Genomic DNA, 26,724 nt, shown 5'->3' on the forward strand with positions numbered 1-26,724 from the left:
CTCCGCTCCGCCCAGCTCCACCGCCACACGCGCCTGCGCCTCGATCGTCGGATGATCGAACACCTGCTTCGGCGTGAGCTTCAGTCCCGCCTGACGCGCCTTCGCGATCAGCTGCAGGCTCACGATCGAATCGCCCCCCGCCTCGAAGAAGTTCTGCGTCACCCCCAGTTGCTGCGCCTCACGCCCCAGCACCGATGCCCAGATCTCCCGCATCTGCGTCTCGCGCGCCGTGCGCGGCGCCACCGCCTGCCACGCCTCGTCTTCCTGCGGCGCCGGCAGCGCCCCGCGATCCAGCTTGCCGTTGGCCATCACCGGCAGCCGCGCGAGCTTCATCCACCCGCCCGGCACCATGTACCCCGGCAGCTTCGACTGCAGCGCCGCCTGCAACTGCGGCGCCTGCGCCTCGCCCACCCAGTACGCCACCAGCCGCCGGCGCTCGCCCTCTCCGCGCAACGCCACCACCGCCTGCTCCACCCCCGCGCAGCCGCGCAGCTGCACCTCGATCTCCCCCAGCTCGATCCGGTAACCGCGCAGCTTCACCTGCTGGTCCAGCCGTCCCAGGTACTCGATGCAGCCGTCCGCGCGCAGCCGGCACAGGTCCCCGCTGCGGTAAAGCCGTTCTCCGTCGTTGTACGGCGACGGCACGAAGCGCTCCGCCGTCAGCCCCGGCCGCCCCAGGTAGCCGCGCGCGAGCGACACCCCGCCGATGCACAGCTCGCCCAGCCCGCCCACCGGCACCTCGTTGCCGTCTCCGTCCAGCACGCATACGCTGCGCCCCGGATAGGCAATGCCGATCGGCGCGCTTACGTGCTGCGTGTCCTCCGGCTGCGTGCGTCGGTACAGCGCCGCCACCGTCGTTTCGGTCGGCCCGTACAGGTTGTCGAGGCGCACGCCCGCCAGCGCACTGCGCTGCCAGCGTGCCAGTGCATCCCCCGGCAGACCTTCGCCGCCCACCGTGATCTGTCTCAATGCCGGCAGCGCGTCGCGTGACGGCGCTTCACCGAGCCACTGCTGCCACAGTGCCGTCGGGATCCGCGCGAACGTCACCTGGTGGGTCGCCAGCGCGCTGCTGAGCGCCTGCAGGTCCCATGCTGCAGCGCCGCGCATGCACACCCGTCCGCCCATCAGCAGCGCCGGCAGCAGTTCGTGCAGCGCCACGTCGAAGTTGATCGTCGACGACTGCAGCAGCGTGTCCTGCGCCGAGATCCCGTAGGTGCCGATGAAGTCGTCCAGGTGCAGCGACAGCGCGCGCTGGCTTACCGCTACGCCCTTGGGTCGTCCGGTCGAGCCTGACGTGTAGATCACGTAGGCGAGCTGCTCCGGGTGGATCGATGCGGTGCGTTTGCGCAGCGCGCGCAGGGCTCGCGATGCATCCGGCCGGGCACGTCCGCCGGCAACCGGAGTGGCAGGTTCATCGAACTGCTTATCAAGCTGCGCATCGGGCGGCTCATCCAGTTGCTCACCGCCATGCTCACGGGCCTGCCCATTTGCCTGTTCATCGGCCTGCTCACCAGCCGGCCAATCAGCCTGTTCCTCGGCGTGCTCATCAACCTGCCCAGCCTCCTCCCCAATTCGCACCTGCACGCAGCCCTCCAGCACCGCCGACAGCTGCGCCGCACTCGCTGCATCGACAATCACGCAGCGCACCCCCGCGTCCTCAATCATGTCGCGCAGCCGCGCTTCCGGATACGACGGGTCCAGCGGCACCTGCGCCGCGCCCGCCTTCCAGATTCCCAGCAGCGCCGCGGCCAGTCCCGCCGAGCGCTCAAGACACACCCCCACCCGGTCCTCGTGCGCCACCCCCGCGCGCATCAGCGCCACACCCAGTCGGTCCGCCCACGCGTCGAGCTGGGCATAGCTGAGCCGTTCATCGCCGCAGATCACGGCCTGCCGGTCGCCGCACATCTGCGCACGCGACTCGAAACGCGCGACCGTCGGCATATACGCATACGCCGCACGTTGCGCCGCACTCTCAGCACCCGCACCCGCTCCCATCGACAGTTCACACAGACGACGCTCGCCCGAAGCACACATCTGCTCCAGCAGCTCCACGTAGTGACCACTCACCCGTTCTATCGTCGACGCATCGAACAGCCCCGTATTCCACGACCACTCGATCTCGATACCCTCACGAGGCAGGATCGACAGCGTCAGCGGGTAATGCGTCGGATCCACCGACTCCGTCGCGACGATCTCCAGCGCGCCACGCTGGTCGCGCGCGGCCTCGTCGATCGGATAGTTTTCAAACACGAGCAGCGAGTCGAATAGCGATTCGCCACCTTGTCCGGCCCATTGCTGGATGTGCGCAAGCGGCGTGTGTTCGTGCTGACGCAACGCAACGTTATGCGCCTGGATCGAACGCAGCCAGCTAGACACCTGTTCGTCCGGCCGCGCGTCGATGCAAAGCGGCAGGCTGTGGATGAAGAGTCCAAGCATCTGCTGCGCGCCACGCAAGGCGGCCGGCCGCCCCGACACGGTCACGCCGAACGCGGCCTGTTGCCGGTTGCCGTAGCGTGCGAGCAGCAACGCCCAGGCGCCCTGCGTAATCGTGTTCAGAGTCACGCCGAGCGCACGGCTGGCCTGCTGCAGCAGCGCCGACTGTCGTGCGTCGAGTGCGATGCGCCGTTGTGCGACACCAGGTTGCGGCGTCGCCGTGCGCCCGAGGCCGGATTGCAGCGTCGCGGGCTCGTCACGGCGCGCGAGCTGCTCGCGCCACCAGACTTCGCCGCCCGATTGCACCTGCAACCAGCGCACATAATCGCGAAAGCGCGGTGCGTTTGCCGGCAGCGTGCCTGCCTCGCCTTCGACATGCGTCAATGCGCGATACGTCTGCGCGATTTCGGAGAGCAATTGCGCGCTACTCCAGCCGTCCATCAACAGGTGATGATGCGTCCAGATCAGATCGTGCGCGCCATCCGGCCGCTCGAACAACGTCACGCGCATCAACGGCGCGACCTCGAAGCTGAAACCCTTCTGCAGATCGGCGGCCCGCCACTGCGACAGTCGCAACGCATGCGTATCGAGATCCTGCGCACGCAAGGCGACACGCTCGAACGGCAACCGCAATGCGCGTCTGACGACCTGCAACGGCGCGCCCTCGTATTGCCAGAAAAACTGCGTGCGCAGAATGTCATGACGCGCGACGGCCTGCTGCCACGCGTTCTGCAGCGCGGCGATGTCGAGCGTGCCGCTCAGCGTCAGATGCAGCTGGTTCGTATAGCTCTGCTGCGTCTCGTCGATGAGGCTGTGATACAGGATGCCCTGTTGCAGCGGCGTGGCCGGATAAAGATCGACCACGTCTTCGGGCAGATGCGCAGCCACTGTATCGAACTGCGCGCGCGTGAGCGGCGCAAGGTCGAAATCGTGACGGGTAGGCACCGACTGCATCGCCTCGCAATGCTCGATCAGGCGCAGCACGCGCGCCTCGAAATCGCTCGCGAGGTGCGCAATAGTCTCATCGTCGACCACGTCAGGGCTGTAACGCCATGTGAGCGACAGCCCTTCATTCGCAATCAAGCCGTTGACGTCGATCACATACGGCAGCGGCGAGCGGGCCGCAAGCGGCGCGCCCCCTGCTTCGGCCGCAAAGCGGAACTGCCCGCCCTGCTCAAGCGACGTATCGAAGCGGCCCAGGTAGTTGAAGCTCACCTGTGCGCGCGGCAGGTCAACAAGCGTCCCCGCGCCATGCGGCGCGCGTGTGGCGTCGGCCTGCGTGAGCCACATCCAGTGAATGCCGTCGAAACGCACATCGCGCACGCGGTCCTTCACATGCAGCAACGCATCGGCAGGGTTGTCCGGTGTATCGATCCACAACGGATAGCGCGTCGTGAACCATCCGATCGTTCCGCTCAGATCGAGTTCGCCGACCGGATGGGTGCGGCCATGACTCTCGACGTCGATCAGCACGCCGGGCCGCGCACGCCAGGCGCCCAGCGTCTGCGCCAGCGCCGTCAGCAGAAGTTCGTCCACCCGCAGGCGATAAACGCGCGTGGCGTGGTTCGACAGCCTGCGCGTGACGCCGGCGTCGAAGCCCACTTCACGGGTGCGGCTCGCACCAAACGTGGCGGTGGCGCAAGCATCGCTGGACACGGGCAACCATGCGTCTGCGTTCGCAAGCGCCGCGCGCCAGTTAGACGCATCCGATATGACCGCATCCGATGCGGCGTGCTCGCGTTGCGCCGCAACCCATGCGCTCCACGGAGTCGATGCAGCGGCGATGGTGTCGTCTGCTTGAATTTCATCGGCAACGGCTGCCGCGTAGTCGCGTTCCAGTTCGCGCAACAGGATGCGCCACGACACACCATCGACGCACAGGTGATGCACGACGATCAGTACACGTTCGCCATCGTCCATTTTCGCGTGCAGCAGGCGGCACACCGGACCGTGCTCGATGTCGAGACTGCGTTGTGCTGCGTCGCACGCGTCGTCGAGACGGGCGACCGCGTCCGGCAACGAGCGCAGATCGAGGCTCTCGATTGGTGTGCCACCGTCGAATGGCAGCACACGTTGTTGCCATTCGACCGTCTCCTCGCTGCTGTGTGCGTCGGGTGAATCGATGCGGTTGACGGCATGGCGTGCAAACCGCAGGCGCAATGCGTCATGCCGCTTCTGCAGGTGACGCCATGCAAGTTGCAGCGCACGCGCGTCGAGCGCCACGCCGGAATTCAGCAGCACCGATTGATTCCAGTGCGACTCCCCGCGCGGATGAAGCTCGAAAAACCACGACTGGATCGGCGTCAAGGGCATCGCGTCGTGACGCTCGATTGCCGTGCGCGAGCGCGGTTGATTGCGCTGCGCTTCGGCGACGGCTGCGAGTCCCGCGACAGTCGGATGTTCGAATAGCTGACGCGGCGTGATATCCAGATGCGCTTCCTGCGCGCGTGCGACGACCTGCAAGCTGAGGATCGAGTCGCCACCGAGCCTGAAGAAATCATCATGTGCGCCGACACGCTCAACGCCCAGCACGTCACGCCAGATCTGCGCGAGTAGCGCTTCGGTCGGCGTGCTGGGTTCCACGTGTTCGTCGGCAGTGATTTCATCCGGTGCCGGCAGCGCGGCACGGTCGAGCTTGCCGTTGTGTGTCAGCGGCAATGCGTCGAGCAGCACATACGCGCCCGGCACCATGTGTGCCGGCAGCGCCTGCGTGAGCGCCTGCTCCAGTTGCACAGCGTCACACGCGGCCTTCCCTTGCGGCACCACGTAGGCGACGAGGCGCCGCCCTTCATGCGCCAGCACCCGTGCCTCACGCACCGCCGGCAGCGCAGCAAGCGCCGCCTCGATTTCCCCGAGCTCGATCCGGAACCCGCGTATCTTCACCTGCGCATCGTTACGGCCGATATAGACGATGCCGCCATCGGCTTCGCGCCGTGCCACGTCGCCTGAACGGTACAGCCGCGCACCGTCTGTTCCCCACGGGTTCGGCACGAACCGCTCCGCGCTCAGCCCAGCCCGCCCCAGATACCCACGCGCAAGACCCGCTCCGCCCACGTACAGTTCGCCCACCGCTCCGCGCGGCACCGGGTTCATGTCGTCGTCCAGCACGTGCAGTTGCAGATCGGCAAGCGCCTCGCCGATCACGCTGCGTGCACCCGCTCCCATCTCCTGCCTTTGCAGCAGACGGTACGTCACGTGCACCGTCGTTTCCGTGATGCCGTACATGTTCACCATCGCCGGCGCCTGCGCACCGCACGCGTCGATCCATGCGCCCAGCAGCGACGGTTCGAGCTTCTCGCCGCCGAACACCACTACACGCAGTGATTCGATCGACGCGTCGCCCGCACGCCGGCATTCCAGATCGTGCTGCATCAGCGGCACGAACGCCGACGGCGTCTGGTTCAGCACCGTCACACGCTCTTCGCGCAGCAGCGCATGAAAGGCGCGCGTATCGCGGGCACTCCAGTACGGCACGACCACCAGCCGTGCACCGTGTACGAGTGCGCCGAACAGCTCCCACACCGAAAAGTCGAACGCATACGAATGGAACAGCGTCCATACGTCATGCTCGTCGAAGGCGAACTGTGCACGCGTGGCCGACAGCAGGCGCGATACGTTCGCGTGTGTGATACCCACGCCCTTCGGACGGCCCGTCGAACCGGAAGTGAAGATCACGTAGGCGAGTTGCTGTGCGTCGATGGCGACGTTGCAGGCCTCTGAAGACTCGTTGCCTACTTCATCGACCTGCACCAGTTCGCAGCCGTCGAACACCGGATTCCGTTCCTGCAGCACGACGCGCTGCACGCCGGCATCGGCGATCATGGCGGACAGACGCCCTGCCGGATAGGACGGATCAAGCGGCACGTAAGCGCCGCCGGCCTTCAGTACACCGAGTAGTGCGGCCACCAGCGCGCATGACCGGTCGAGGCTCACGCCGACACGTTCGTCACGCTGCACACCGAGCGCAACCAGTCGATGTGCAATACGGTTCGACCAGGCATCAAGCTGCGCGTAGGTCAGCGATTCACCGTCGCAGCACACCGCAATCGCATCCGGATGCACGCGTGCCTGTGATTCGATCGACACCGTTACAGGTTCGAACGGCAGTGCAGCGTGCCGTGCCGTCTCAACAGGCAACGCCACGCCATCGTCAGGCACAAGCGCAAACGCACCAATCCGCGTATCCGGCGCACGCGCCGCCTCATCGAGAATCGACGCATAGTGCGCAAGCAGACGCTCCACCGTCGACGCATCAAACACGTCGCTAGCAAAGCTGAACGACAGATCGAGTGCACCGTCACGTGCCTCGGCGTGCAACATCAGATCATATTGCGTGCTGTCAGTACCGGCGTCGATGCGTGTCGCGGACAGACCCGGCAGTCGCAGCGCATCGATGCCGTCGTCGACACGCAGATCGAACATCACCTGAAACAACGGCGTTTGCAGCAGATTGCGCTCCGGCTGCAATGCATCGACGATGTGGCCAAACGGCACGTCCTGATGCGCATGCGCGGCCAGCACCCGATCCCGCACCTGCTCCGCAAGCTGCGCAAAAGTCTCGCGCGCGCGCAGATCGCTGCGGATCACCAGCGTGTTGACGAAGAATCCGACAACGCCCTCCGTCTCGATCTGCTCACGCCCCGCGGCCGGAATGCCGACACGAATATCCGGCGCGCCGGTGTATCGATACAGCAGCACGTCGAAGGCGGCGAGCAAGGCCATGAAGAGCGTCACGCCCTCGCCGGTATGACCGGCACGCAGACGTTGCGCGACGCCGCGCGGCACGGTGCGCGACACATGCCCCCCGGCGCCTGAACGTGCGAGACGCCGTTCACGATCGGTCGGCAACTCCAGCACCGGATGTGAGGTACCCAGTGTCGTGCGCCAGAAATCGAGTTGTGCATCCAGCGCGGCTTCGTCAATACGCCGACGTTGCCAGGCAGCGAAGTCGGTGTACTGGATCGGCAGCGAAGGCAACGCAGTGGTTTTCGATGCATCCAGCGCTGCGACATAGAGCGCGCTGAAATCTTCGATCAATAGCCGAATCGACCAGCCATCAGCGATGATGTGATGCATCGACACCGCCAGCACATGGGTCGTGGCATCGAGCCTGAACAAACCGAAGCGCGACGACGGCCCGCGCAACAGATCGAAAGGCTCCTGTGCGAAGGCGCGAAGCTGGCTATCGAGTTCGCTCGAGCGGTCCTGCAAATCGTATTCGCGCCACTCGAACTGCCGGCCGGCAGCCGCAGCGGCAACCTGCTGACTCACGACACCACCCGCTTCCATGAAGCGCAAACGCAATGCGTCGTGGCGCCCGGCCAATGCATCGAGCGCGCTGCGCAATGCGGGCAAGGACAATTCGCCTTCCAGACGCAGCGCGCCGGCCACGTTGTAGGCGGCGCTGTCAGGTTCGAGCCGCCACAGCACCCACAGACGTTCCTGTGCATGCGACAGCGGCACACGCTCGCCGGGTTTCGTGACACGAGGAATCGACACATCCTGCGTCGCGACAGGCGACTCGCCGGAGCGCGTCAGTTCCGCCAGTTCGTCGAGATAGCGAGCAAAGCGCTGCAGCCCGGGATGATCGAAGACGGCCTGCAGCGGCACGTCGCGGCCTACCTCGCGACGCACGCGCGACAGCACGCGCACAGCGAGCAGCGAATGGCCACCGAGCCTGAAGAAATCATCATGTGTGCCGACACGTTCGACGCCCAGCACATCACACCAGATCTGCGCGAGTAACGCTTCGGTCGGCGTGCTTGGTTCCACGTGTTCGTCGGCAGTGGTTGCATCCGGCGCCGGCAACGCGGCACGATCGAGCTTGCCGTTGTGCGTCAGCGGCAATGCGTCGAGCAGCACATACGCGCCCGGCACCATATGTGCCGGCAGCGCCTGCGTTAGCGCCTGCTCCAGCTGCGCGGCATCGCACGGGGGCTGCCCGTGCGGCACCACGTAGGCGACGAGGCGCCGCCCTTCATGCGCCAGCACCCGTGCCTCACGCACCGCCGGCAGTGCAGCAAGCGCCGCCTCGATTTCCCCGAGTTCGATCCGGAATCCACGGATCTTCACCTGCGCATCGTTACGACCGATATAGACGATCCCGCCATCCGCCTCGCGCCGTGCCACATCGCCCGAACGGTACAGTCGCGCACCGTCTGTTCCCCACGGGTTCGGCACGAACCGCTCCGCGCTCAGCCCTGCACGCCCAAGATACCCACGCGCAAGACCCGCTCCGCCCACGTACAGTTCGCCCACCGCCCCGCGCGGCACCGGGTTCATGTCGTCGTCCAGCACGTGCAGTTGCAGATCGGCAAGCGCCTCGCCGATCACGCTGCGCGCACCCGCTCCCATCTCCTGTCTTTGCAGCAGACGGTACGTCACGTGCACCGTCGTTTCCGTGATGCCGTACATGTTCACCATCGCAGGCGACTGCGCACCACATGCATCGATCCATGCGCCCAGCAGCGACGGTTCGAGCTTCTCGCCGCCGAACACCACTACACGCAGTGATTCGATCGACGCGTCACCCGCACGCCGGCATTCCAGATCGTGCTGCATCAGCGGCACGAAGGCCGACGGCGTCTGGTTCAGCACCGTCACCCGCTCTTCGCGCAGCAGCGCATGAAAGGCGCGCGTATCGCGGGCACTCCAGTACGGCACGACCACCAGCCGTGCACCGTGTACGAGTGCGCCAAACAGCTCCCACACCGAAAAGTCGAACGCATACGAATGGAACAGCGTCCATACGTCATGCTGGTCGAAGGCGAACTGCGCGCGTGTGGCCGACAGCAGGCGCGACACGTTCGCGTGCGTGATGCCGACGCCCTTCGGACGGCCAGTCGAACCGGAAGTAAAGATCACATAAGCGAGTTGCTGTGGATCGATGGCGACGTTGCAGGCCCCTGAAGACTCATTGCCTACTTCATCGACCTGCACCAGTTCGCAGCCGTCGAGCACCGGATTCCGTTCCTGCCGCACGACGCGCTGCACGCCGGCATCCGCGATCATGGCCGACAGACGTTCTGCCGGATAGGACGGATCAAGCGGCACGTAAGCGCCGCCGGCCTTCAGCACACCGAGCAGTGCGGCTACCAGTGCGCATGACCGGTCGAGGCTCACACCGACACGTTCGTCCCGCTGCACGCCGAGAGCAACCAGTCGATGTGCAATGCGGTTCGACCAGGCATCGAGTTGCGCGTAGGTCAGCGACTCGCCATCGCAGCACACGGCAATCGCATCTGGACGCACGCGCGCCTGTGATTCGATCGATACCGTTACAGGTTCGAACGGCAGTGCAACATGCCGTGCCGTCTCCTCACGCAACGCCACGCCATCGTCAGGCACAAGCGCAAACGCACCGATCCGCGTATCCGGCGCACGCGCCGCCTCATCGAGAATCGACGCATAGTGCGCAAGCAGACGCTCCACCGTCGACGCATCAAACACATCGCTCGCAAAATCGAACGACAGATCAATACCGCGCGCGCTCTCCGCCGCATTCAGACTGAAATCGAACTGCGCGGCATCGACATTCAGCGCCACGCTTTCGACCTCGAGTCCGGGCAACGCTGCACGATGCGACGGATGTTGCCGCAAATTGAACATCACGTCGAAAAGCGGCGTACGGCCGGGTTCGCGCACCGGTTGCAACGCCTCGACCAGTCTGGCGAATGGAAGGTCCTGATTGCACTGCCCTTTGGCAAGCCGTGCCGACACCTGGTCGAGCAGCCCGGCGTAGGTATCGCTCGCGCGCAGCGATGCGCGCATCACAATCGTGTTGACGAAGAAACCGATCAGGCCGGTCGTGTCGGCGCCATGCCGGCCCGCGACCGGCACACCCACGCGCACGTCGCGCGAGCCGGTGTAGCGATGCAGCAGCACGTCGAAGGCGGCCAGCAACGCGGCGAACAGCGTGGTGCCGCGTGTGCCCGCGAAATGTTTCAGCGCATTCGCCGTCGCGGCCGGCACGCTAGCCGACACCGTACCGGCTCGCGTGCCGGCCGTTGTATCGCGCGCGCCAGACCGGCTACGGTCGAACGGCAACGCAAGCGGTTCCACGTCGACAGGTGCGAGTTGCGTGCGCCAGTAATCGAACTGCTCAGCCAGCGCCTCATCGTCGAACCATTCGCGCTGCCAACGCGCGTAATCGGCGTACTGAACGCGCAACGGCTCCAGTTCCGCACGCGCTTCGAGCGCACGCGGCTCGCGATCAGCCGACGTCACCGCAGCTTCGTAGAGCGCCAGGAACTCAGCAAACAGCACACCAATCGACCAGCCATCGGACACGATGTGATGCATCGAAATCAGCAGACGCTGTTCGTCGCTTTCCGTTCGCACCAGATCGACACGCAGCAACGGTCCGTGTTCGAGATCGAAGGGCCGCCATGCGAGCTGGTCCAGCACGGCTTCAATCGCTGAGTCGCTCTGATCCACGAGTCGCCGCTCCGCCCAACCGAATGTGGGCTCGCCGTCGACGCGCTGACGCGGCTCGCCGTCGACCTCGACGAAACGCGTGCGCAGCGACGCATGACGCGTCACCAATGCGGCAAACGTGGCGCGCAATGCCGACACGTCGATCGCGCCTTTCAGCCGCAGCACGCCCGACATGTTGTACGCCGCGCTGGCCGGATTCAAACGCCACAGAAACCACAAACGCTCCTGCGCCGGCGAAAGCGGTGCGTCGGCTGATGCATCGTCTTCATCCGGCAACGCCACCACCGGCAACTGCGCGACGTCGAAACCATGTGCTCGCAGACGCTCGCGAAACGCTCGGCGGCGCTCGGGCGGCAAGCTCGCATAACGGCACGAGATGTCGAGAAGCTCGCTTGCATCATGTGCGGGAGCGGCCGCAGCCGAAGTTTCCGCGCCGGAAGGCACCGTTTCATCCACTGCCAAAGACTTGATCAACGCATTCATTCGAGTTCTTCCAACCACGACTTCAAGGTTTGTTTGCCGACCACACCGCTCGTTGCCGCCACGCCCTGGCGCTCGGGCGAAGCGCTTGCGCCCGCCAGTTGCGAGGCCAGCGAGCGCACCGTCGGATGGGTCAGGACGAGCTTCGGCGAGAGCGACAGACCCGCGCGGCGCGCTTTCGCGATCAGCTTCAGGCTCAGGATCGAATCACCGCCGGTTTCGAAAAAGTTGTCGAGCACGCCGATGTCGTCGCGCCCCAGCACGTCGTGCCAGATCGCAAGCAACTGCGCTTCGACGGCGTTCGACGGTGCCTCGATGGTCCGCTGCTGCGGCGCTTCATCCGCCAGCGCTTCGAGCGCGGTGCGGTCCAGCTTGCCGTTCTTCGTCAGCGGCAAGTGCGCCAGCATGACGATGCGCGCGGGCACGAGCGCATCGGGCAGCAAGGTCGCGAGGGTCTGACGCAGCGTTGCACCATCCAGCGCATCGCCGCATACGTAGCCGGTCAGACGGATACGCGCGTTTTCTCCGGCGCTGTCTTCGCTGCGCGCCAGCACCGCCGCATCGCGCACGCCGGGCAAGCCGCGCAGCACCGCCGCGATTTCGCCGGGTTCGATGCGAAAGCCGCGAATCTTCACCTGATCGTCGATACGTCCCAGCCATTCGATGCGCCCCGACGCCAGACGGCGCGCCCGGTCGCCGGTGCGGTACACACGTTCGCCCGCTGTCATCGGGTCCGGCACGAACCGCTCGGCCGTGCGGCCGGGCTGGTTCAGATAGCCGCGCGCCAGCCCCGCTCCGCCGATGCATAGCTCGCCCGCCACGCCATGTGCTACCGCGTGGCCGTCGTGATCGACGATGACGAGACGCATCGCGTCGATCGGCTCATCGAGCGTCAGCGAAGCGGCTTGCACCTCGTTGGACGCGACACCCGTGATGGCGCCGACAGTCGTCTCGCTCGGCCCATAGTGATTCAGCAGCAGGCAGCGCGGCGCCAGATCCTGAATGCGACTGGCCAGCGAAACCGCTGTCGCTTCGCCGCCGACAATCAAACACCGCCGCGGTAAAACGCGTGCTGCATGCTGCGCCTGCAGCAGCGACGCGAGATGACTCGGCACGATCTTCAGCAAATCGATTTCGTACTGGCCAATGTAAGCAGCGAACCGGTCCGGATCGAAGGCGCAGTCTTCGTCGAGCGGATGAAGCGTCCAGCCTGCCCATAACGCGCCGAACAGCACCGTGTGCCCCAGATCGGCGGCGGGCGTCGAGACGTAGGCTGCGCTTCTGACAGCAGCCGGAACGCGCGCCACCAGCGAACGCGTGTAATTGAGCAACGCGCCGTGGCTGACCGTGACGCCCTTCGGCCGCCCCGTAGAACCGGACGTGTAGATCACGTACGCTGTCTGAGTGGGATGAACCGCGCGGCCGGGTTCGACCCGATCGGCGAAACCGGCGCCGTCCGCAAAATAACGCGACGGCGGCACAGTCTCGACGTGTGCCGGCATCCACGATGGACGCTCGTCGCACACGCAAAGCGACGCACCGCAATCTTCGATCTGCCAGGCAAGACGCTTCGCAGGGTGGCCCGGATCCAGCGGCACATAAGCAGCGCCGAGACGCCATGCTGCGAGAATGCCGGCCACGAGCGCCGGCCCGCGCGGCAGCAGGATCGCGACGTGAGGCTCCGCGATATCGCGCTGGCCGGACGCCGATGTCTGCGCGTCCTGCGCAGCCGCGAGCCGTCGTGCGATCTGCCCGGACCACGCCCACAGCGACGACCAGCTGATGCGCTCGCCGTTGAACACCAGCGCGTCCGTATCTCGCGTGCGATCATTCAGCGCACGCGCGGCGATCGTTTGCAGCAGCGTGGGCTCGGGTACAGAAGACACTGAAGGTACGGAAAGCGCGAGCGGTCGAGCGGCCGCTAACGTCGACGTGTCTGCCCGTTCATGCCAGCCGAGCGCGCCAAGCCGAGTCGCGGGCGAGCCGGCCAGTTGCGCGAGTACGGACTGGAACTGCTGCAACAGCGCGAAGACCCGATCGTCACCAATCACGTGACAGTCGTAGGCCAACACCACCCGCGGCTGCGGGCCCGGCGACACCACAAGGCTCAACGCAAAATGATTGCGGCCGAACGTCTCCGCGCCCTGCGCGTTCTGCGCGAGCGGCAACTCGAGATGTGCGGCCCCGCGCAGGCCATGCGGGTACTGCGTCATCCGCGGATCGATCGGATAGTTTTCGAATACCACGACCGTATCGAATAGCGCCTGCTCGGCGCCGGCTTCGCTCACGGCCTGGATCGCATCGAGCGGCAGCAGTTCGTGCTCGCGCAGGCTGCCGCTGTGACGCTGCAGCGCGCGCAGCCAATCGGCCACCGTATTCTCTGGACGAAGCTCGACACGCAGCGGCACGGTATTGATGAACAGCCCGATCGACTGTTCGATGCCATCGAGCGGTGCGGTGCGGCCGGCCGTCGTCATGCCGAACACGACGTCGCGCTTGCCGCTGTGGCGCGACAGCAGCCATGCCCACGCGCCCTGCATCAGCGTATTCAGCGTGACGCCGTGTGCCCGGGTGAAGTCGCGCAGCGCTTGCGTCAGTGTGTCGTCGAGGTCGGCGTGCTGTTCGGCATAGCGGCTCCGGCTCGCGTCCGACGTCTCGCTTGCGCGTTCAGCCTGCACTTGCGCGCGGCTTGCATAAGGCACGGGCGTGCGTTCGTCGAAGCCGGCCAGCGCATCACGCCACCACTGCTTCGATGCTTCGAACGACTGTTCCGCCAGCCAGTCGGCGTAGCGGCCGAATCCTGGCGCCGTCGCAGCATGCTGCTGCGTCACCTCGGGTTTCGCATCGTCTGGTGCGGCGAGTCGTGCGTAATCCGCTGCGACTTCGTTGAACAAGGCGGCCAGACTCCAGCCGTCCAACTGAATGTGATGGAAGCGCCACGCGAGCAGGTAGCGCTCGGCATCGGTGCGGATCAGCGCGATCCGCAAATCGGCAGCCTTCGCAAAGTCGAATCCCTGTGCGTGTTCGGTACGCCATTGCGCCACGAGCGTATCGCGCAGCGTCTGTCCATCCAGCCTGCGCCAGTCGCGATGATCGACGGCGAGCGCGGCTGACTTTCGCACGGCCTGCACGGGCACGGGCAAACCGTCCCAGTGAAAATCCGTACGCAGCATCGGATGCCGTTCAACGGCGTTCTGCCATGCCTTTTCAAACAGTTGGGGATCGCGGATTCCGTCGAGCGTGAACACGTGCTGCACGTAGTACGGATCGGCCTCTGCATGCAGCGCATGAGAGAGCATGCCGCGCTGCATCGGCGAGAGCGGATGCAGGCTTTCTATCGCGTCGGGATTGCTGAAGCAGGCTTCAATGTGTGCCGCGTTCAATGCGGCCAGCGGGCTGCGTAACGCGAGTGCCGCTGCAGCCGACGATGCATCATCGTTCGCAGCGGGCTCGCGCTCCTCACCCTGCAGGTACGTGGCGAAGCGTTGCGTCAATGCGTCCAGTTCGGCGGCATCGATACAGGCCGGATCGGCGTGCCAGTCGAACACCAGATCGCCATCGACGAGCATCGCGTCAAGCGTCAACCGAATCGTTGCGGCGTCCGGCCGGCGCGCCTGGCCCGTCATGCCGACCGGGTCCGCGGTGACCGACCAGAGCGGACGCTGCGATGCCATGCCGGCAGCCGATACGTCGCCGAGATAGTTGAATACCACTTCGGGACGCGGCAGCGCGCGTGCAGCATTGCGCAGTGTCGCGTCGGCGCTGTATTCGAGCATGCCCCAGCGCGCACCGCTCGCCGGTACGGTGGCAAGCGTCGCCGCAATATCCGCGGCACGCGCGCCGCGCGCGATCCAGAGCGGGAAGCGGCTGGTGAACCAACCCACTGTTGTCGACAGATCGACCGACGCGGCACCTGGCAATTCGACCTGCCGGCCATGTCCTTCGATCTCGACAACGATCCCTTCGCAATGCGCTTTGCTGTGCGTGTCGTTGTCGTTGCCTTCGCATAGCGTGTTAACCAGCGCGGCCAGCAGCACGTCAGGTCGACGGCGCGCTTCGTGCCATGCCGGGCTGACAATCCGGGCGACGGCTATCCGTTGACGACGATGATCCAGTTCGGTGCGCGCCGTGTCCGTTCCAATGGTCGCAACGGCTGCGGACTCGACGGCAAAACGTGCTGACGATCTGGCTGCTTGCGCTAACTGACGACGCCAGACATCGAGTTCGTCTGCAAGAACCGCTGCGGCCGTTGGTTGCTGTGCGGCACGCGCCTGCATCAGCGCCCAGGCGCCAAACGATGTCGCCCGCGACGGCGGTTCACCGTTTCGATAAAGCTGTTCAAGATCGCGAAGCAGAACGTGCCACGAGACCGCATCGACGGCGAGGTGATGAATCGCGATCAGCAGACGGTCGTGGCCCTCGCCGCGCAGTACCGCGGCGCGCAGTAGCGGACCGTCCTGCAGCGAAAGACTGCCATGCACCTGGTCGATCGTCTGCGGCGGGTCGTCCGCGCCGCTGTCTAGCAGCAGCTGTGCGGTGCGCGTTTGCCACGCCTCGGTGGATTCGATGCGCTGCTGCCATTCGCCCCCAGGTGTCTGCGTGAAGCGCAACCGCAACGCGTCGTGGCGAACAACAAGCGCATGCAGCGCAGCTTCAAGGCGTGCGGTATCGAGCGGCTCGGACAGTTGCAGCATGGCCGCCTGGTTCCAACGCGCAGGTGCGTCCGGATAGTGCTCGAAGAACCACGCCTGAATCGGCGTCAATGGCACCGACGCGGCACGCGTTTCATTAAAGAGCGCATCGCCGCGCGGCGTCGCGTCGGCACTTTCGTTCGCCAGGAGTTGCGCGAGGCTGCGCACATCGGGTGCGGCGAAGACTTGCCGCGGAGTCAGGGTCAGGCCCGCGTCTTTCGCGCGCGCCACGAGTTGCAGCGACAGGATCGAATCGCCGCCCAGTGCGAAGAAGTCGTCGTCGAGGGCACAGTCTGGTCGATGCAGCACCTCGCGATAAAGCGTCAGCAGTCGCGCCTCGCGCGGGCTCATCGCGTCAGCGATCGATGCGTCAGTAGCCGCAGCTTCCGACGGCTTCGGCAACGCGCGGCGATTGAGCTTACCGTTGGCCGTTAGCGGCAACGCGTCGAGCGGAATGAAAACACTGGGGATCATCACGGGCGGCAGCACCTCGGCCAGCACGCGCCGCAAAGCTGCCGCATCGAACGGCGCAGCATGGGCCGCGACCACGTAAGCGACCAGTTGCGTAGCGGCTTCGGCATCGGGATGGCTGGCCGGCCGATGCGCGACGACCCATGCATCGGCGATGCCAGGAGACTCGCGCAGAGCAGCCTCGATTTCGCCCGGCTCGACGCGCACGCCGCGAATCTTCAACTGCTGATCGACGCGTCCAAGGAAGTCGAAAGTACCGTCGGCGCGTTGCCGACACAGGTCGCCGGTTCGATAGAGACGGGCGCCCGGTGCGCCTGCACGATCGGGCACAAAGACGGCCGCGCTAATACCAGGCCGGCCGATATAGCCGCGTGCGAGCGTCGGCCCACCGATACATAGTTCGCCGACACCACCAACGGGAACCGCCTCGCCATGACGATCCAGCAACACCGCCTTGCGATGCGCAAGCGCGCGGCCAACCGGCACCACGCCGGATGCCGTATCGACCGCGGTGGTGATATGCGCCAAAGCGACGACAGTCGTCTCGGTCGGCCCATAGGTGTTCACGAAACGCACGTGTCCGAGCGGGCCGCCCTGCCAGCGTCCCAGCAGATCCGCCGACACCGCCTCACCGCCCACCGTGATCGTGCGCAGCAACGCAAGGCCGTCAACGTGCGTTCGGCCCGCCAGCGACGCCGTCCACTCACGCCAGTACGACGTCGGCAGATCGGCGAGCGTGACGCACTCGTCGCGCAGATACGCTTCGAGTGTCTCGGGATCCCACGATGCATCGCCGCGCATCGCCACGGCGGCGCCGACTGCGAGCGCCGGCCACAACTGTTCGATCGACGCGTCGAAGCTCAGTGTCGAGAACTGCAACACGACATCGTCGCGGCCGATTTCATGCATCGCGATGAAGTCGTCGATATGGCTTGCGAGCGCGCGATGCGAAATCGCGACGCCCTTGGGCCGGCCCGTCGAACCCGACGTGAACACGATGTAGGCAAGTTGATCCGGATGCACACGTGCGCCAGCGTTGGCGTCAACGTTCACAGCCGAGGCGGTTGCGGCGTCGCTCACCAGAATCAGCATGCGACCGGCCAGCGCGGCAGCATGCCGTTGTGCATGAGCTTGATCGGTAATCACGATACGCACGCGGGCATCGTCGAGCATGTGTGCGATCCGTTCGGCAGGATACGCGGCGTCGAGCGGCACGTAGCACGCACCGCTTTGCATCGTGCCGAGCATCGCGGCGACCAGCGCCGGTGTGCGGCCCAACAGAATGGCGACCGATTCGTCGGCGTGGGCACCGGCTGCGCGCAGCGCACCCGCGAGTTGCCCGGCGCGCACCGCCAGTTGCGCATAGCTGACCGACTCGCCGTCGCAGCGCAGTGCGGTTGCGTGCGGCGTTTCGCGCACCTGACGTTCGATGCGCGCGGTCAGCGACAGAAAGGCCGTCGCGCGTTCAGGCTGTTCGTCCAGCAATGCAGTCGCGCGGTCGACCCGCCACTGCGCGATCTCCATCGACGGGTTCGCCGTGATCTGTTCGAGCAGCCCGACATAACGGCGCGCAAAGGCATCGATCGTGGCCGCATCGAAGCGGCACGCGAGATAGCTGAAAGACAACGACACACCGTCGCGCGCCGCCGTCACGTCAAGCGACAGTTCGAACGGCACGTCACGCGCACGCAGATCGAGATCACTCAAGGCGAGACCAATCGGCGCAACGGCATCCTGCAGCACCGCTTCCTCGAGGTTGAACATGATCTCGAACAGCGGCCCACGGTCGCGCAATGCATCGCTGACTCGCGGGAACGGCACATCGGCGTGCCGGCGCGCCGCGAGCAGGCTGTCCTGCACCGCATCGACCAGCGACGCAAACGGCTTGGCACGCTCGACTTGCGCACGCACCACCGTTGTATTGACGAAGTAACCGACCACGTTCTCGAACGCGAGTTCGCGGCGGTTCGATACGGGCACGCCAATCCGGATATCGGACTGGTTCGAATAACGCTCGATTGCAACCGCGAACGCGCTGAGCAGCACGGTGAACAGCGTCGTGCCTTCGTCGTTGGCAAACTCGCGCAGCGCTACGCCCAGTTGCGCCGGCAAATCAATACGCAAACGGTTGCCCTGTGCATGGCCCTGGCGCGGCAATGCGTGCTGCGAGCGATCGGCGGCCAAGCGCGCGGCGGGACCCGCATCGCCTAGCGCTTCGCGCCAGAAGTCAAGTTGCCGACGTTCGGCGTCCGATGCGGCGAATGCATTTTGCTGCGCACAGTAGTCGGCATAGGTCGCCGTCAGCGTTTCAAGCTCGCCGTCTGACGTGTACAGACGCATCAGGTCGCGCATGATCACCGCGCAAGAATGCGCATCCGCGATGATGTGATGAAGCGATAGCACGAGGGCATGCGAGCCCTTTACGCCGCGTACAAGATGCGCGCGGAACAGCGGGCCATGCTCCAGATCGAACGGCGCATCGATCAGGGTCTGGATACGGTCGGTCGTATCGTCGCGGGCATCCGTATCGATGATCTCGAGTTGTGCCGCGTGTGCGTCGAATGCGGCCCGCGGGTTTGCGCCGTCCAGCCGCACGCGCATCGTCAGTTGCGGATGACGCTGTACCAGTGCCGAGACAGCATCGCTCAATCTCGCCACGTCGAGCGCGCCGTCGATCCGGAACGCACCCGACACGTTGTACGCCGAACTGCTGGGCGCCTCGCGCCACAGGTACCACAGCGCACGCTGTCCGGCGGACAGCGCCGAGGCATCGACGGCAGCCGCGCGGCCGACCGGCGACGTGCGTTCAGCGGTAGCCACTTCATGCGAGGTCTGGTCGAGCCAGGCAGCCTGCGAAACGATCGAGCGCTGCATGAAAACGAAATCGAGCGGCATGTCGCGTTCAAACGCGGCACGGATGCGCGCGACCAGCGCGGTCGCCGTGATCGACTGGCCGCCGAGCGCGAAGAAGTCGGCGTCGCAGGACAAGGTGGCGTCGTCGAACACGGTTTGCCAGATCGACAGCAATGCCGCTTCAGTCGGCGTCGCAGCCTCCCGGCGCACATCGCTCTGCACAAGCGCACCGGTCTCGCCGCGCGAGTAGCGTGCGAAGAGCTCGAGCGTCTGCTCGCGCCAGCCTTGTACGCAGGCGCTGCGTCTCAGCTTGCCACTCGAGGTGCGCGGCAGCGTGCCCGGTTTCAGGATCGCGATGGCGGCGACGGATTCGCGATGCGCGTCGACGATGGCCGCTTCGATCTGCGCAAACAGCGCGGTTTCGTCGAGATCGCGCGCGGTGACGCGTGAAATCTCCGCGGCGATGCCGATACCCTCACCGTCCTTGCCCTGCGCAACCGCGAACGCCGCAATACGCCCGGGACGCAGCGCCGCGACGCGGGCGGCCAGCGTCGCCTCGATATCCTGCGGGTAAAGATTCTGCCCGCGCACGATGATCAGATCTTTCACGCGACCGTTCACATACAGGCGCTCGTCCGACATGAAGCCGAGGTCGCCTGTACGCAGCCAGCGCTGCTCGCCGTTCGCATCGTTGACGAACGTCTCGGCGCTCGCCTGCGGATTGTTCCAATAGCCTTGCGCGACGCTCGGGCCGCCAAACCAGATTTCGCCGATGCGGCCGCTCTCGAGATCCCCGCCCGTTTGCGGATCGACGATACGCACCGTGTGATGCGCCTGTACTCGCCCGCCTTCGACAAGGCGCGTGGCGTCGGCCAGCGACGCTGCATTGCTGGCATTGGCCCGCGCGGCGTGTCCCGCTGCCAGCGCATCGCGTTCAGCGTCGAACACCACATAGCCCTGCCCGGCATCGACGCCGCTCACCAGCAGCGTCGCTTCCGCGAGCCCATAGCAGGGATACAGCGCGGTCGCGGCGAGCTTCGCTTCAGCGCCAATGTGTGCAAACGCCTCCAGCGTCGCGGCACGAATCGGTTCCGCGCCGCAGAATGCGACGCGCCACGACGACAGGTCCACGCCGTTCAACTGGTCGGCGCGGACGCGCTCGGCGCACAGTTGATACGCGAAGTTCGGACCACCGCTCACGGTTGCGCGATAACGCGACACGGCCTGCAGCCAGCGCGCCGGCCGCTCGAGAAAATGAGCGGGCGACATCAGCACTACCGGAAAGCCGACGAAGAGCGGCGCCAGCAGCCCGCCGATCAGACCCATGTCGTGATACAGCGGCAGCCAGCTCACCATGATGTCGTCCGCGCTGAAGGCCATTGCCTCGCGGATGGCGATTTCATTGGCGCTCACGTTGCCGTGGCTCACCATCACGCCCTTCGGCGCGGCCGTCGAACCCGAGGTGTACTGCAGGAACGCGAGATCGTCGGCGGCGGGCGGCTGGACGGTAAAACCACCGGCGGCGCCCTGCTGCACCGTGTCCACCAGCAGCGTCGTGCAACGCGTCGCCAACGAATCCGCGCTATCGGCGAGATTCGACAGCAGCGCCTCGTGCGCGCGATCGGTGAGGATCACGCGTGGCTCGCAGTCGTCGAACATCGCGCGCACCCGCTGCAGATGCTGCGGATTCGACGACTCGGGCGGATAGGCGGGCACCGCGATCACGCCGGCGTACAGACAGCCGAGAAAGCCAGCGACGTAATCGAGACCGGTGGGCAGAAGCAGGATGGCGCGGTCGCCGCGCTGCGCGTCGCGCGACAGACGCTCGGCGCAGGTCAGCGCGCGGCGATGCAACTGCCCGTAAGTGAGAACCTGTTCGTCGCGCTCGCCGTCCGCGAGAAAACGCACGGCGATGCGGTCCGGTTGCGTGGCGACGTGGCGCAGCATCGTGCTGACGAGATCCTGCGCGGCCTCGGCAGGTGCGGACACGGATGCCGGTATGGGTTCGGACATGCTTGCGGAAGCGTGCGCAGCATCGGCCAGAACGCGCCTGCTGCGCTTGAGGAATGGGCAGCGGTCACCGGCGGGCGTGTTCTCGTCGGTGAGGAAATACTGCTTCCACTCGAGATTGCCCGGGTCGCCGTAAAAGCCGAGGTCCGGATGTGCCGACACGCCGTCCCAGGTTTCGAGCCGCTTGCGCACCTGATTGCGCGCCTCACGGCCGATCACCTTGTTCGTGATCGTATCGACGAACACGCTGCGCGGCTGGAACAGCAAGACCATCCCGGGGCCGAGATTGCGGCTGTGACGCGTATGGAACGACGGGCACGCACAGACGACGAACATTTCCACGCCCGCGAACGAGAACTCCCAGTCTTCATGCGAGGGTTCGGGCTGCGCGTCGGCGTTCGGATCGGGGTCGACGTTATGCAGCGTTTGCAGAGCGTTCCAGAACAGCGCGTGGTAGGCGTCGTGCGAAAGCGGCTCGGCGTCCGGCTCGAAGAACACCGCGATGTTGTTCTTGCGATACTCGGGGCGCGAGGCCAGCTCGGCGAAGGTCTGCATCGTCGCCGGCAGCTCCGAGATGTCCTTGCCGTTGACGAACGCATAGAACATCTCGCCGCGCCGTTCGGCCATGGTGCCGAAAAAGCACGGATAACCGGGGTCCATCACCTGCGTGCGCATCGTCTCGTACGACGCATCGAGCCACGCAGGCAATGTCACGCTTGCGCCCGTCTTCCTGCCTTCGATCACGCGGCTTGTCCAGTCGCCGGCGACGAAGCCCGCGTCGATACCGCGTTCGGCGTTGTCACCTGCTACCGATTTGTCTACTTGCATTTCCTTCCTCGTGTTCCGAAAACGCCGACGCGCCCGCACGGCCCCAAGGGCCGTACAAGGAGTGCGTCAGGACGTACCGATGCCGCTGTGCAGACGAACGACTGCTGTCCGCATGCGTACGGCGGGAATATTCGAGTGGGGAGACTCGGCGTCCTTCTGTGGGACGCCTGAAATGCGTGAACTGCGCTACTTACTGCGTCGTCACTGCGTGTTGTCACGCGGTGGTGTCGCTATGGCGTTGCGAGCCGCAGCGTCGTGAACTGCGCGATGTATCAGCGCGCAGGCGCCGAATCGAGTTCGGCGGTCAGGGCCTGAACCCAGTCGTCGGGAATGATGGGCTGGTGATACGTGCACTCGCCCGATACGACGGTCGAACCATGCAGACGCCCATCGGGAATCAGCACCATGTCGCCGCGATTCATCTTGAGCTGCATGCCGACGTTGCCCCAGAACAGCATCTCGCCTTCTTCGATCGTGACGAGACGGTGGTCGTTATGCACGTGCGTCGTCGAACACATTTCGTGCGGCTCGACGAACGTCTCACGGTCGATGTTGGGACATTCGGCGTCGATGCGCGTACTGATCTGCCGTGCAAAACCGCAATAGCGCTCGATCGCGGACAGCCAGCGCAATTGTTCGCCAAGATCCCAGCGGCCACGCTCGGCGAGTTTGTCGCCGGCGTCGAGTCCCTGCAAGGCCTGCGCGTAGGCCAGCGGTCCGTGATGCTCGGCGACATGGGCAAGCGCGCGCTCGGCACGCGACACCAGTTCTGCCTTGAGCGCACCGGCGTCGGCCGGACGTTTGCCGGCGGGCTGCAGATGCACGCACGCACGTTCGAGCGCGAGCCCGAACGCAAGCCATTCCGCCTGCGCGGCGAAGGCCGCGCCGGAGAACGCAAACGCGCTGGACGGACGGCGGCCCAGCGCGCTCAGCAGATTGCATTTCGCGATGCTGGTCGGCAGATAGAACTGCCAGTACGCATGCTGCTGGCCGGTCACGCCGCAGGCCGCCGCGACGCGCTCGAGCAAGCCGTCGTCCGGAAACCCGCCATGCAGAACGGGTTGCGCGTCGTGCGGCAGCGTGGCGAAGAAGCCGCTCGCGTTCGCTTGTGCAAGCGTGCGGCGCTTGGTCGGCGCCAGTGCCCAGCGCTGAACCATAATGAAGCGCAGGCCCTCTTCGAGGTAGTCGTTGCGCATCAGCCGCTCGAACACCCCGCTCCAGAACGACAGTTCTGCATCGACAATGCGGCCCAACTGCTCACCGGCCGCCGTGAGACCGCGCGACGGATCGGCGTCGGTGCTCAGATAAGAAAACGCATACGCCTCGAGAAACGGCGCAATCTGCGCGCCGAGGGTTCGAACGTCGTCGCGATAAAAATCCGCGAAACGCTGCCAGTCTTCGGGCTCGCAGCCTTGCGGCGCGCGCAGCACGTCGAGCTCGTAGATCGACAGCAGCGTGCGGTTCGACGCGAGCGCCGGCAGACGGCTCACGTTATCGGCGCGCACCGGCTTCATGAATTTGAGGAATTCGAAATCTTCCGGCCGCAACGGCCGCCGATGGAAGTCGTCGTTCAGCACAAGTTCTTCGACGCTCGCGCTGCGGAACGCGTGGGCCTGCGCGAACTGCTTGATCAGCGAGACATAGTGCGCGCTCTGACCGGCGAATGGAGTGAAGTCAAACAGGGGTGGCAAAGCTTGCGTCATGATCGGAAAATCCTGTCAGTTGCTGGAACCGGGTTTGAAGAAAACGGCAACGGCAAGGGGCAAACGTTGGCGTTTGCAAGATGAAGTGTTGGCGCCCGTCATGCGGCCATCGCGACCAGCACGCGGCGCTTGCCTTCGAACGGTGCACGTCCGTGCGACATCAATACGTTGTCGAGAATCAGCAGGTCGGCGGCATGCCAGTCGAATGACAAAGTAGTGTTGCGATACACGGCGCGAATCTCGTCGAGCATGAGTGGGTCGATCGGCGTGCCATCGCCGAAATAGGTATTGCGCGGCAGCGAGGCCTCGTCGACGAGTTCGAGCAGCGCCTCGCGGGTGTCTTCGGGCAGATTCGTCACGTGGAAAAGATGCGCCTGGTTGAACCAGACGGTCTCACCCGTCACGGGATGACGCCACTCCGACTGACAGATCTGGCGCGTGCGCAGCGCTTCGCCGTCGTCGAGCCATTCGAAGCCGATGTCACGCGCGCGGCAGAAACGTTCGACAGCGGCGTGATCGTCGGTGCCGAATACCTGCTGCCAGGGCACGTCGAGACCATTGCCGAAGTTGCGCACATACATGATTTTCCGGTCGTCGAAGCGCCGCCGCAGCGACGCATCGAGCCGCCGGTAAACTTCGCGGCTATCCGCAACCGGCGTCTGGCCGCGACGCGTGGCAGGGGTCTCGCAGTAGAACAGAATGCGCGACGGCCACTGTGTCGTGTACGACTGTTCGTTGTGCTGCTCGATCCACTGGCTCGCCGGATACTCGGTCGACGAAAACACGGCCTTGTCGACATGAGTACGCGGCGAGGAGCCGAATTCGTAGGCCTCGAGCGGCTCGCCAAGCAACGCTGCGACCCGCTGCAGCCCGTCCGCGCCCAACGCATCGAAGCCGCGCAGCAACACGCCGCCCGTGTCCAGCAGCGCAGGCGTCAGCGAAGGAATCAGCGCATCGATCGACTCGCCTGCCCGCGCGTGAATCACGCGCAGGCGTGAACCGTTCTGCTCGATCAGGTCGCCGCTTACATGCAGTACGTCACGATTCATCAAAGCGTCCATGACTCACCTTCGACGGGTGCGCGCAATCGCTCGCGTGCGGCGGACAGCTCGCCGAGCACGGCGTCGATCACCGCATGGGCAGATTGCTCAAGGTAGAAATGGCCGCCCGGAAACATCCGGCGGCTGAAGGCCGCGCGCGTAACGTCGGCCCATGCGTCGAGCGCATTCGGGTTTTGCGACACCAGATCGTCGACGCCGCCAAACGCGCTCACGCTGCAATCGAGCGGCGCGCGATGCGGGTCCGCAACATAGGTGCCGCAGAGGTCGAAATCGGTACGCAGCGTGGGCAGCGCGAACTCCATGAAATCGCGGTCTTCGAGCAGTTCAGCGGGCGTGCCGCCCAGCCGGCGCAACTCGTCGACCATTGCATCGGCGGCGCAGTCACGCCAGCGCGTATCGATTTCCCGCTGCGACGGCGCCTTGCAGGCCGACACGCCGAGCCACACGGGCGAACGCCCGCCTCTCTCGCGCAACCGATGCGCCAGCTCGTAACCGGCCAGCGCGCCCATGCTGTGGCCAAAGATCGCGATATCGGTGGATGCGGCCGTGCGCGGCAACGCCTCGACGAGTGCATCGACAAGCGCCGGCCACGATCTGGCTGCGGGCGTCGAACGTCGATTGCCGTGCCCGGGCGGATCGATCGGGCATAGCGTGATCCATGACGGCATCCGCGCCGCCCAATTGCGGTAAATCGCGCAACTGCCGCCGGCATACGGCAAACAGACCAGCGTGATCGGTGTGGACATGGGTCGCTCACGCCTCTCGCGTCAGGACTGAGCCGTTGTTGCACCTGCGGCGCCGGCGACGTCGGCGTCCATTGCCTGGCGCAAGCTCAGCGGACGCATATCGGTCCACACCTGATCGATCCAGGCGAGGCACTCCTCCTTCTTTCCCTGTTTGCCGGCGAGCCGCCAGCCTGCGGGCACGTCCTTGTAATCCGGCCAGATCGAATACTGCTCTTCGTGGTTGATTACAACGTTGAAGGTGGTGTTCTCATCGCCCCAGCTCATCTCGCGCTCCTTTTGCAAATGCGAATCATTATTATTCAACATTTTTGATACGAGGTGCAAATGAATTTTTCATTTCCTTATCTTCAGCAAGAGAATGCGTGGGAAAACCGTGAGCAATGCAGAATGGTTTGACATGCAATCCGCATCAATCGCCCGACAGATAAGGTGCCAAGGCGATTCGGCATCCTTAACGTAGATGACGTGCCGCGCAGGATCGAGCGTACTTACAGGGCGAAGATAGTGGTGGTTGCTTGTGTTCGATCGGGCTGCGGCGCGACGGAAGGCGATACGTACCCGCATGGCCTCCGACCCCGCCCTGCGCAAAGCCTATTGCGCAAACGCATTCGTACTGCGGGAGCGCAGTCGAAGGGAGAGAAATGAGGTGCGGCAAGAGAGGAAAGAAAGGGGAAGGACCGGAATGAGAAAAGCCCCGTAAGTCGCTAGACTTACGGGGCTTTCTTTACTCAAACTCCTGGCGGAGACGGAGGGATTCGAACCCTCGATCCAGGTTTTGGCCCAGATGCTCCCTTAGCAGGGGAGTGCCTTCGACCTCTCGGCCACGTCTCCCAAACTTTCGGTTGCGCAGGGAGTCAGCGCAACGAAGCCAAGATAATAGCGGGCCGAACCGCGAAGGTCAATGTCTACCGCACATTTTTTGTGCCAGTTTTGTCATCGACGACGCAATTAATGGACTGACCTGCGTCACATGAGCCGCGCACACGGCCATGCAAAAAAGACGAGGCGCTCT

6 protein-coding genes and 1 tRNA gene are annotated in these 26,724 nt (G+C 65.1%); all 7 read right to left on the bottom strand.

The window, feature by feature from the left end; translation table 11 throughout:
- A partial coding sequence (locus KHO33_RS22945) for a non-ribosomal peptide synthetase (RefSeq protein WP_211629228.1) occupies positions 1–11,352 on the bottom strand: 11,352 nt, incomplete at its 3' end.
- Positions 11,349–22,202, bottom strand: a complete 10,854-nt coding sequence (locus KHO33_RS22950; RefSeq protein ID WP_200565546.1) for a non-ribosomal peptide synthetase — start codon at positions 22,200–22,202, stop codon at positions 11,349–11,351. The genes KHO33_RS22950 and KHO33_RS22945, both read right to left, overlap by 4 nt.
- Before the next feature lie 272 nt (positions 22,203–22,474).
- Positions 22,475–23,905, bottom strand: coding sequence for a cupin domain-containing protein (locus KHO33_RS22955; protein ID WP_200565545.1), 1,431 nt, complete (start codon positions 23,903–23,905; stop codon positions 22,475–22,477).
- 98 nt (positions 23,906–24,003) lie between these two features.
- A complete protein-coding gene (locus tag KHO33_RS22960; RefSeq protein WP_234480602.1) occupies positions 24,004–24,954 on the bottom strand; it encodes a TauD/TfdA family dioxygenase in 951 nt (316 codons plus the stop codon).
- Positions 24,954–25,712, bottom strand: coding sequence for a thioesterase II family protein (locus tag KHO33_RS22965; RefSeq protein WP_200565543.1), 759 nt, complete (start codon positions 25,710–25,712; stop codon positions 24,954–24,956). Before KHO33_RS22965 ends, KHO33_RS22960 begins: the two co-directional genes overlap by 1 nt.
- A gap of 21 nt (positions 25,713–25,733) precedes the next feature.
- Positions 25,734–25,976: an MbtH family protein gene (locus KHO33_RS22970; protein ID WP_054041867.1), complete on the bottom strand. Its 243-nt coding sequence runs from the start codon at positions 25,974–25,976 to the stop codon at positions 25,734–25,736.
- A gap of 473 nt (positions 25,977–26,449) precedes the next feature.
- Positions 26,450–26,543: transfer RNA gene (locus tag KHO33_RS22975), tRNA-Ser, on the bottom strand.
- Between the last annotated feature and the right edge of the window lie 181 nt (positions 26,544–26,724).

The sequence above is a fragment of the Paraburkholderia nemoris genome (assembly GCF_905221015.1).
Taxonomy (GTDB): domain Bacteria; phylum Pseudomonadota; class Gammaproteobacteria; order Burkholderiales; family Burkholderiaceae; genus Paraburkholderia; species Paraburkholderia nemoris.

Coding starts and splice junctions, on each gene's coding strand:
- KHO33_RS22950 (WP_200565546.1), bottom strand. CDS start 22,202: ATGCAAGTAGACAAATCGGTAGCAGGTGACAACGCCGAACGCGGTATC.
- KHO33_RS22955 (WP_200565545.1), bottom strand. CDS start 23,905: ATGACGCAAGCTTTGCCACCCCTGTTTGACTTCACTCCATTCGCCGGT.
- KHO33_RS22960 (WP_234480602.1), bottom strand. CDS start 24,954: ATGAATCGTGACGTACTGCATGTAAGCGGCGACCTGATCGAGCAGAAC.
- KHO33_RS22965 (WP_200565543.1), bottom strand. CDS start 25,712: ATGTCCACACCGATCACGCTGGTCTGTTTGCCGTATGCCGGCGGCAGT.
- KHO33_RS22970 (WP_054041867.1), bottom strand. CDS start 25,976: ATGAGCTGGGGCGATGAGAACACCACCTTCAACGTTGTAATCAACCAC.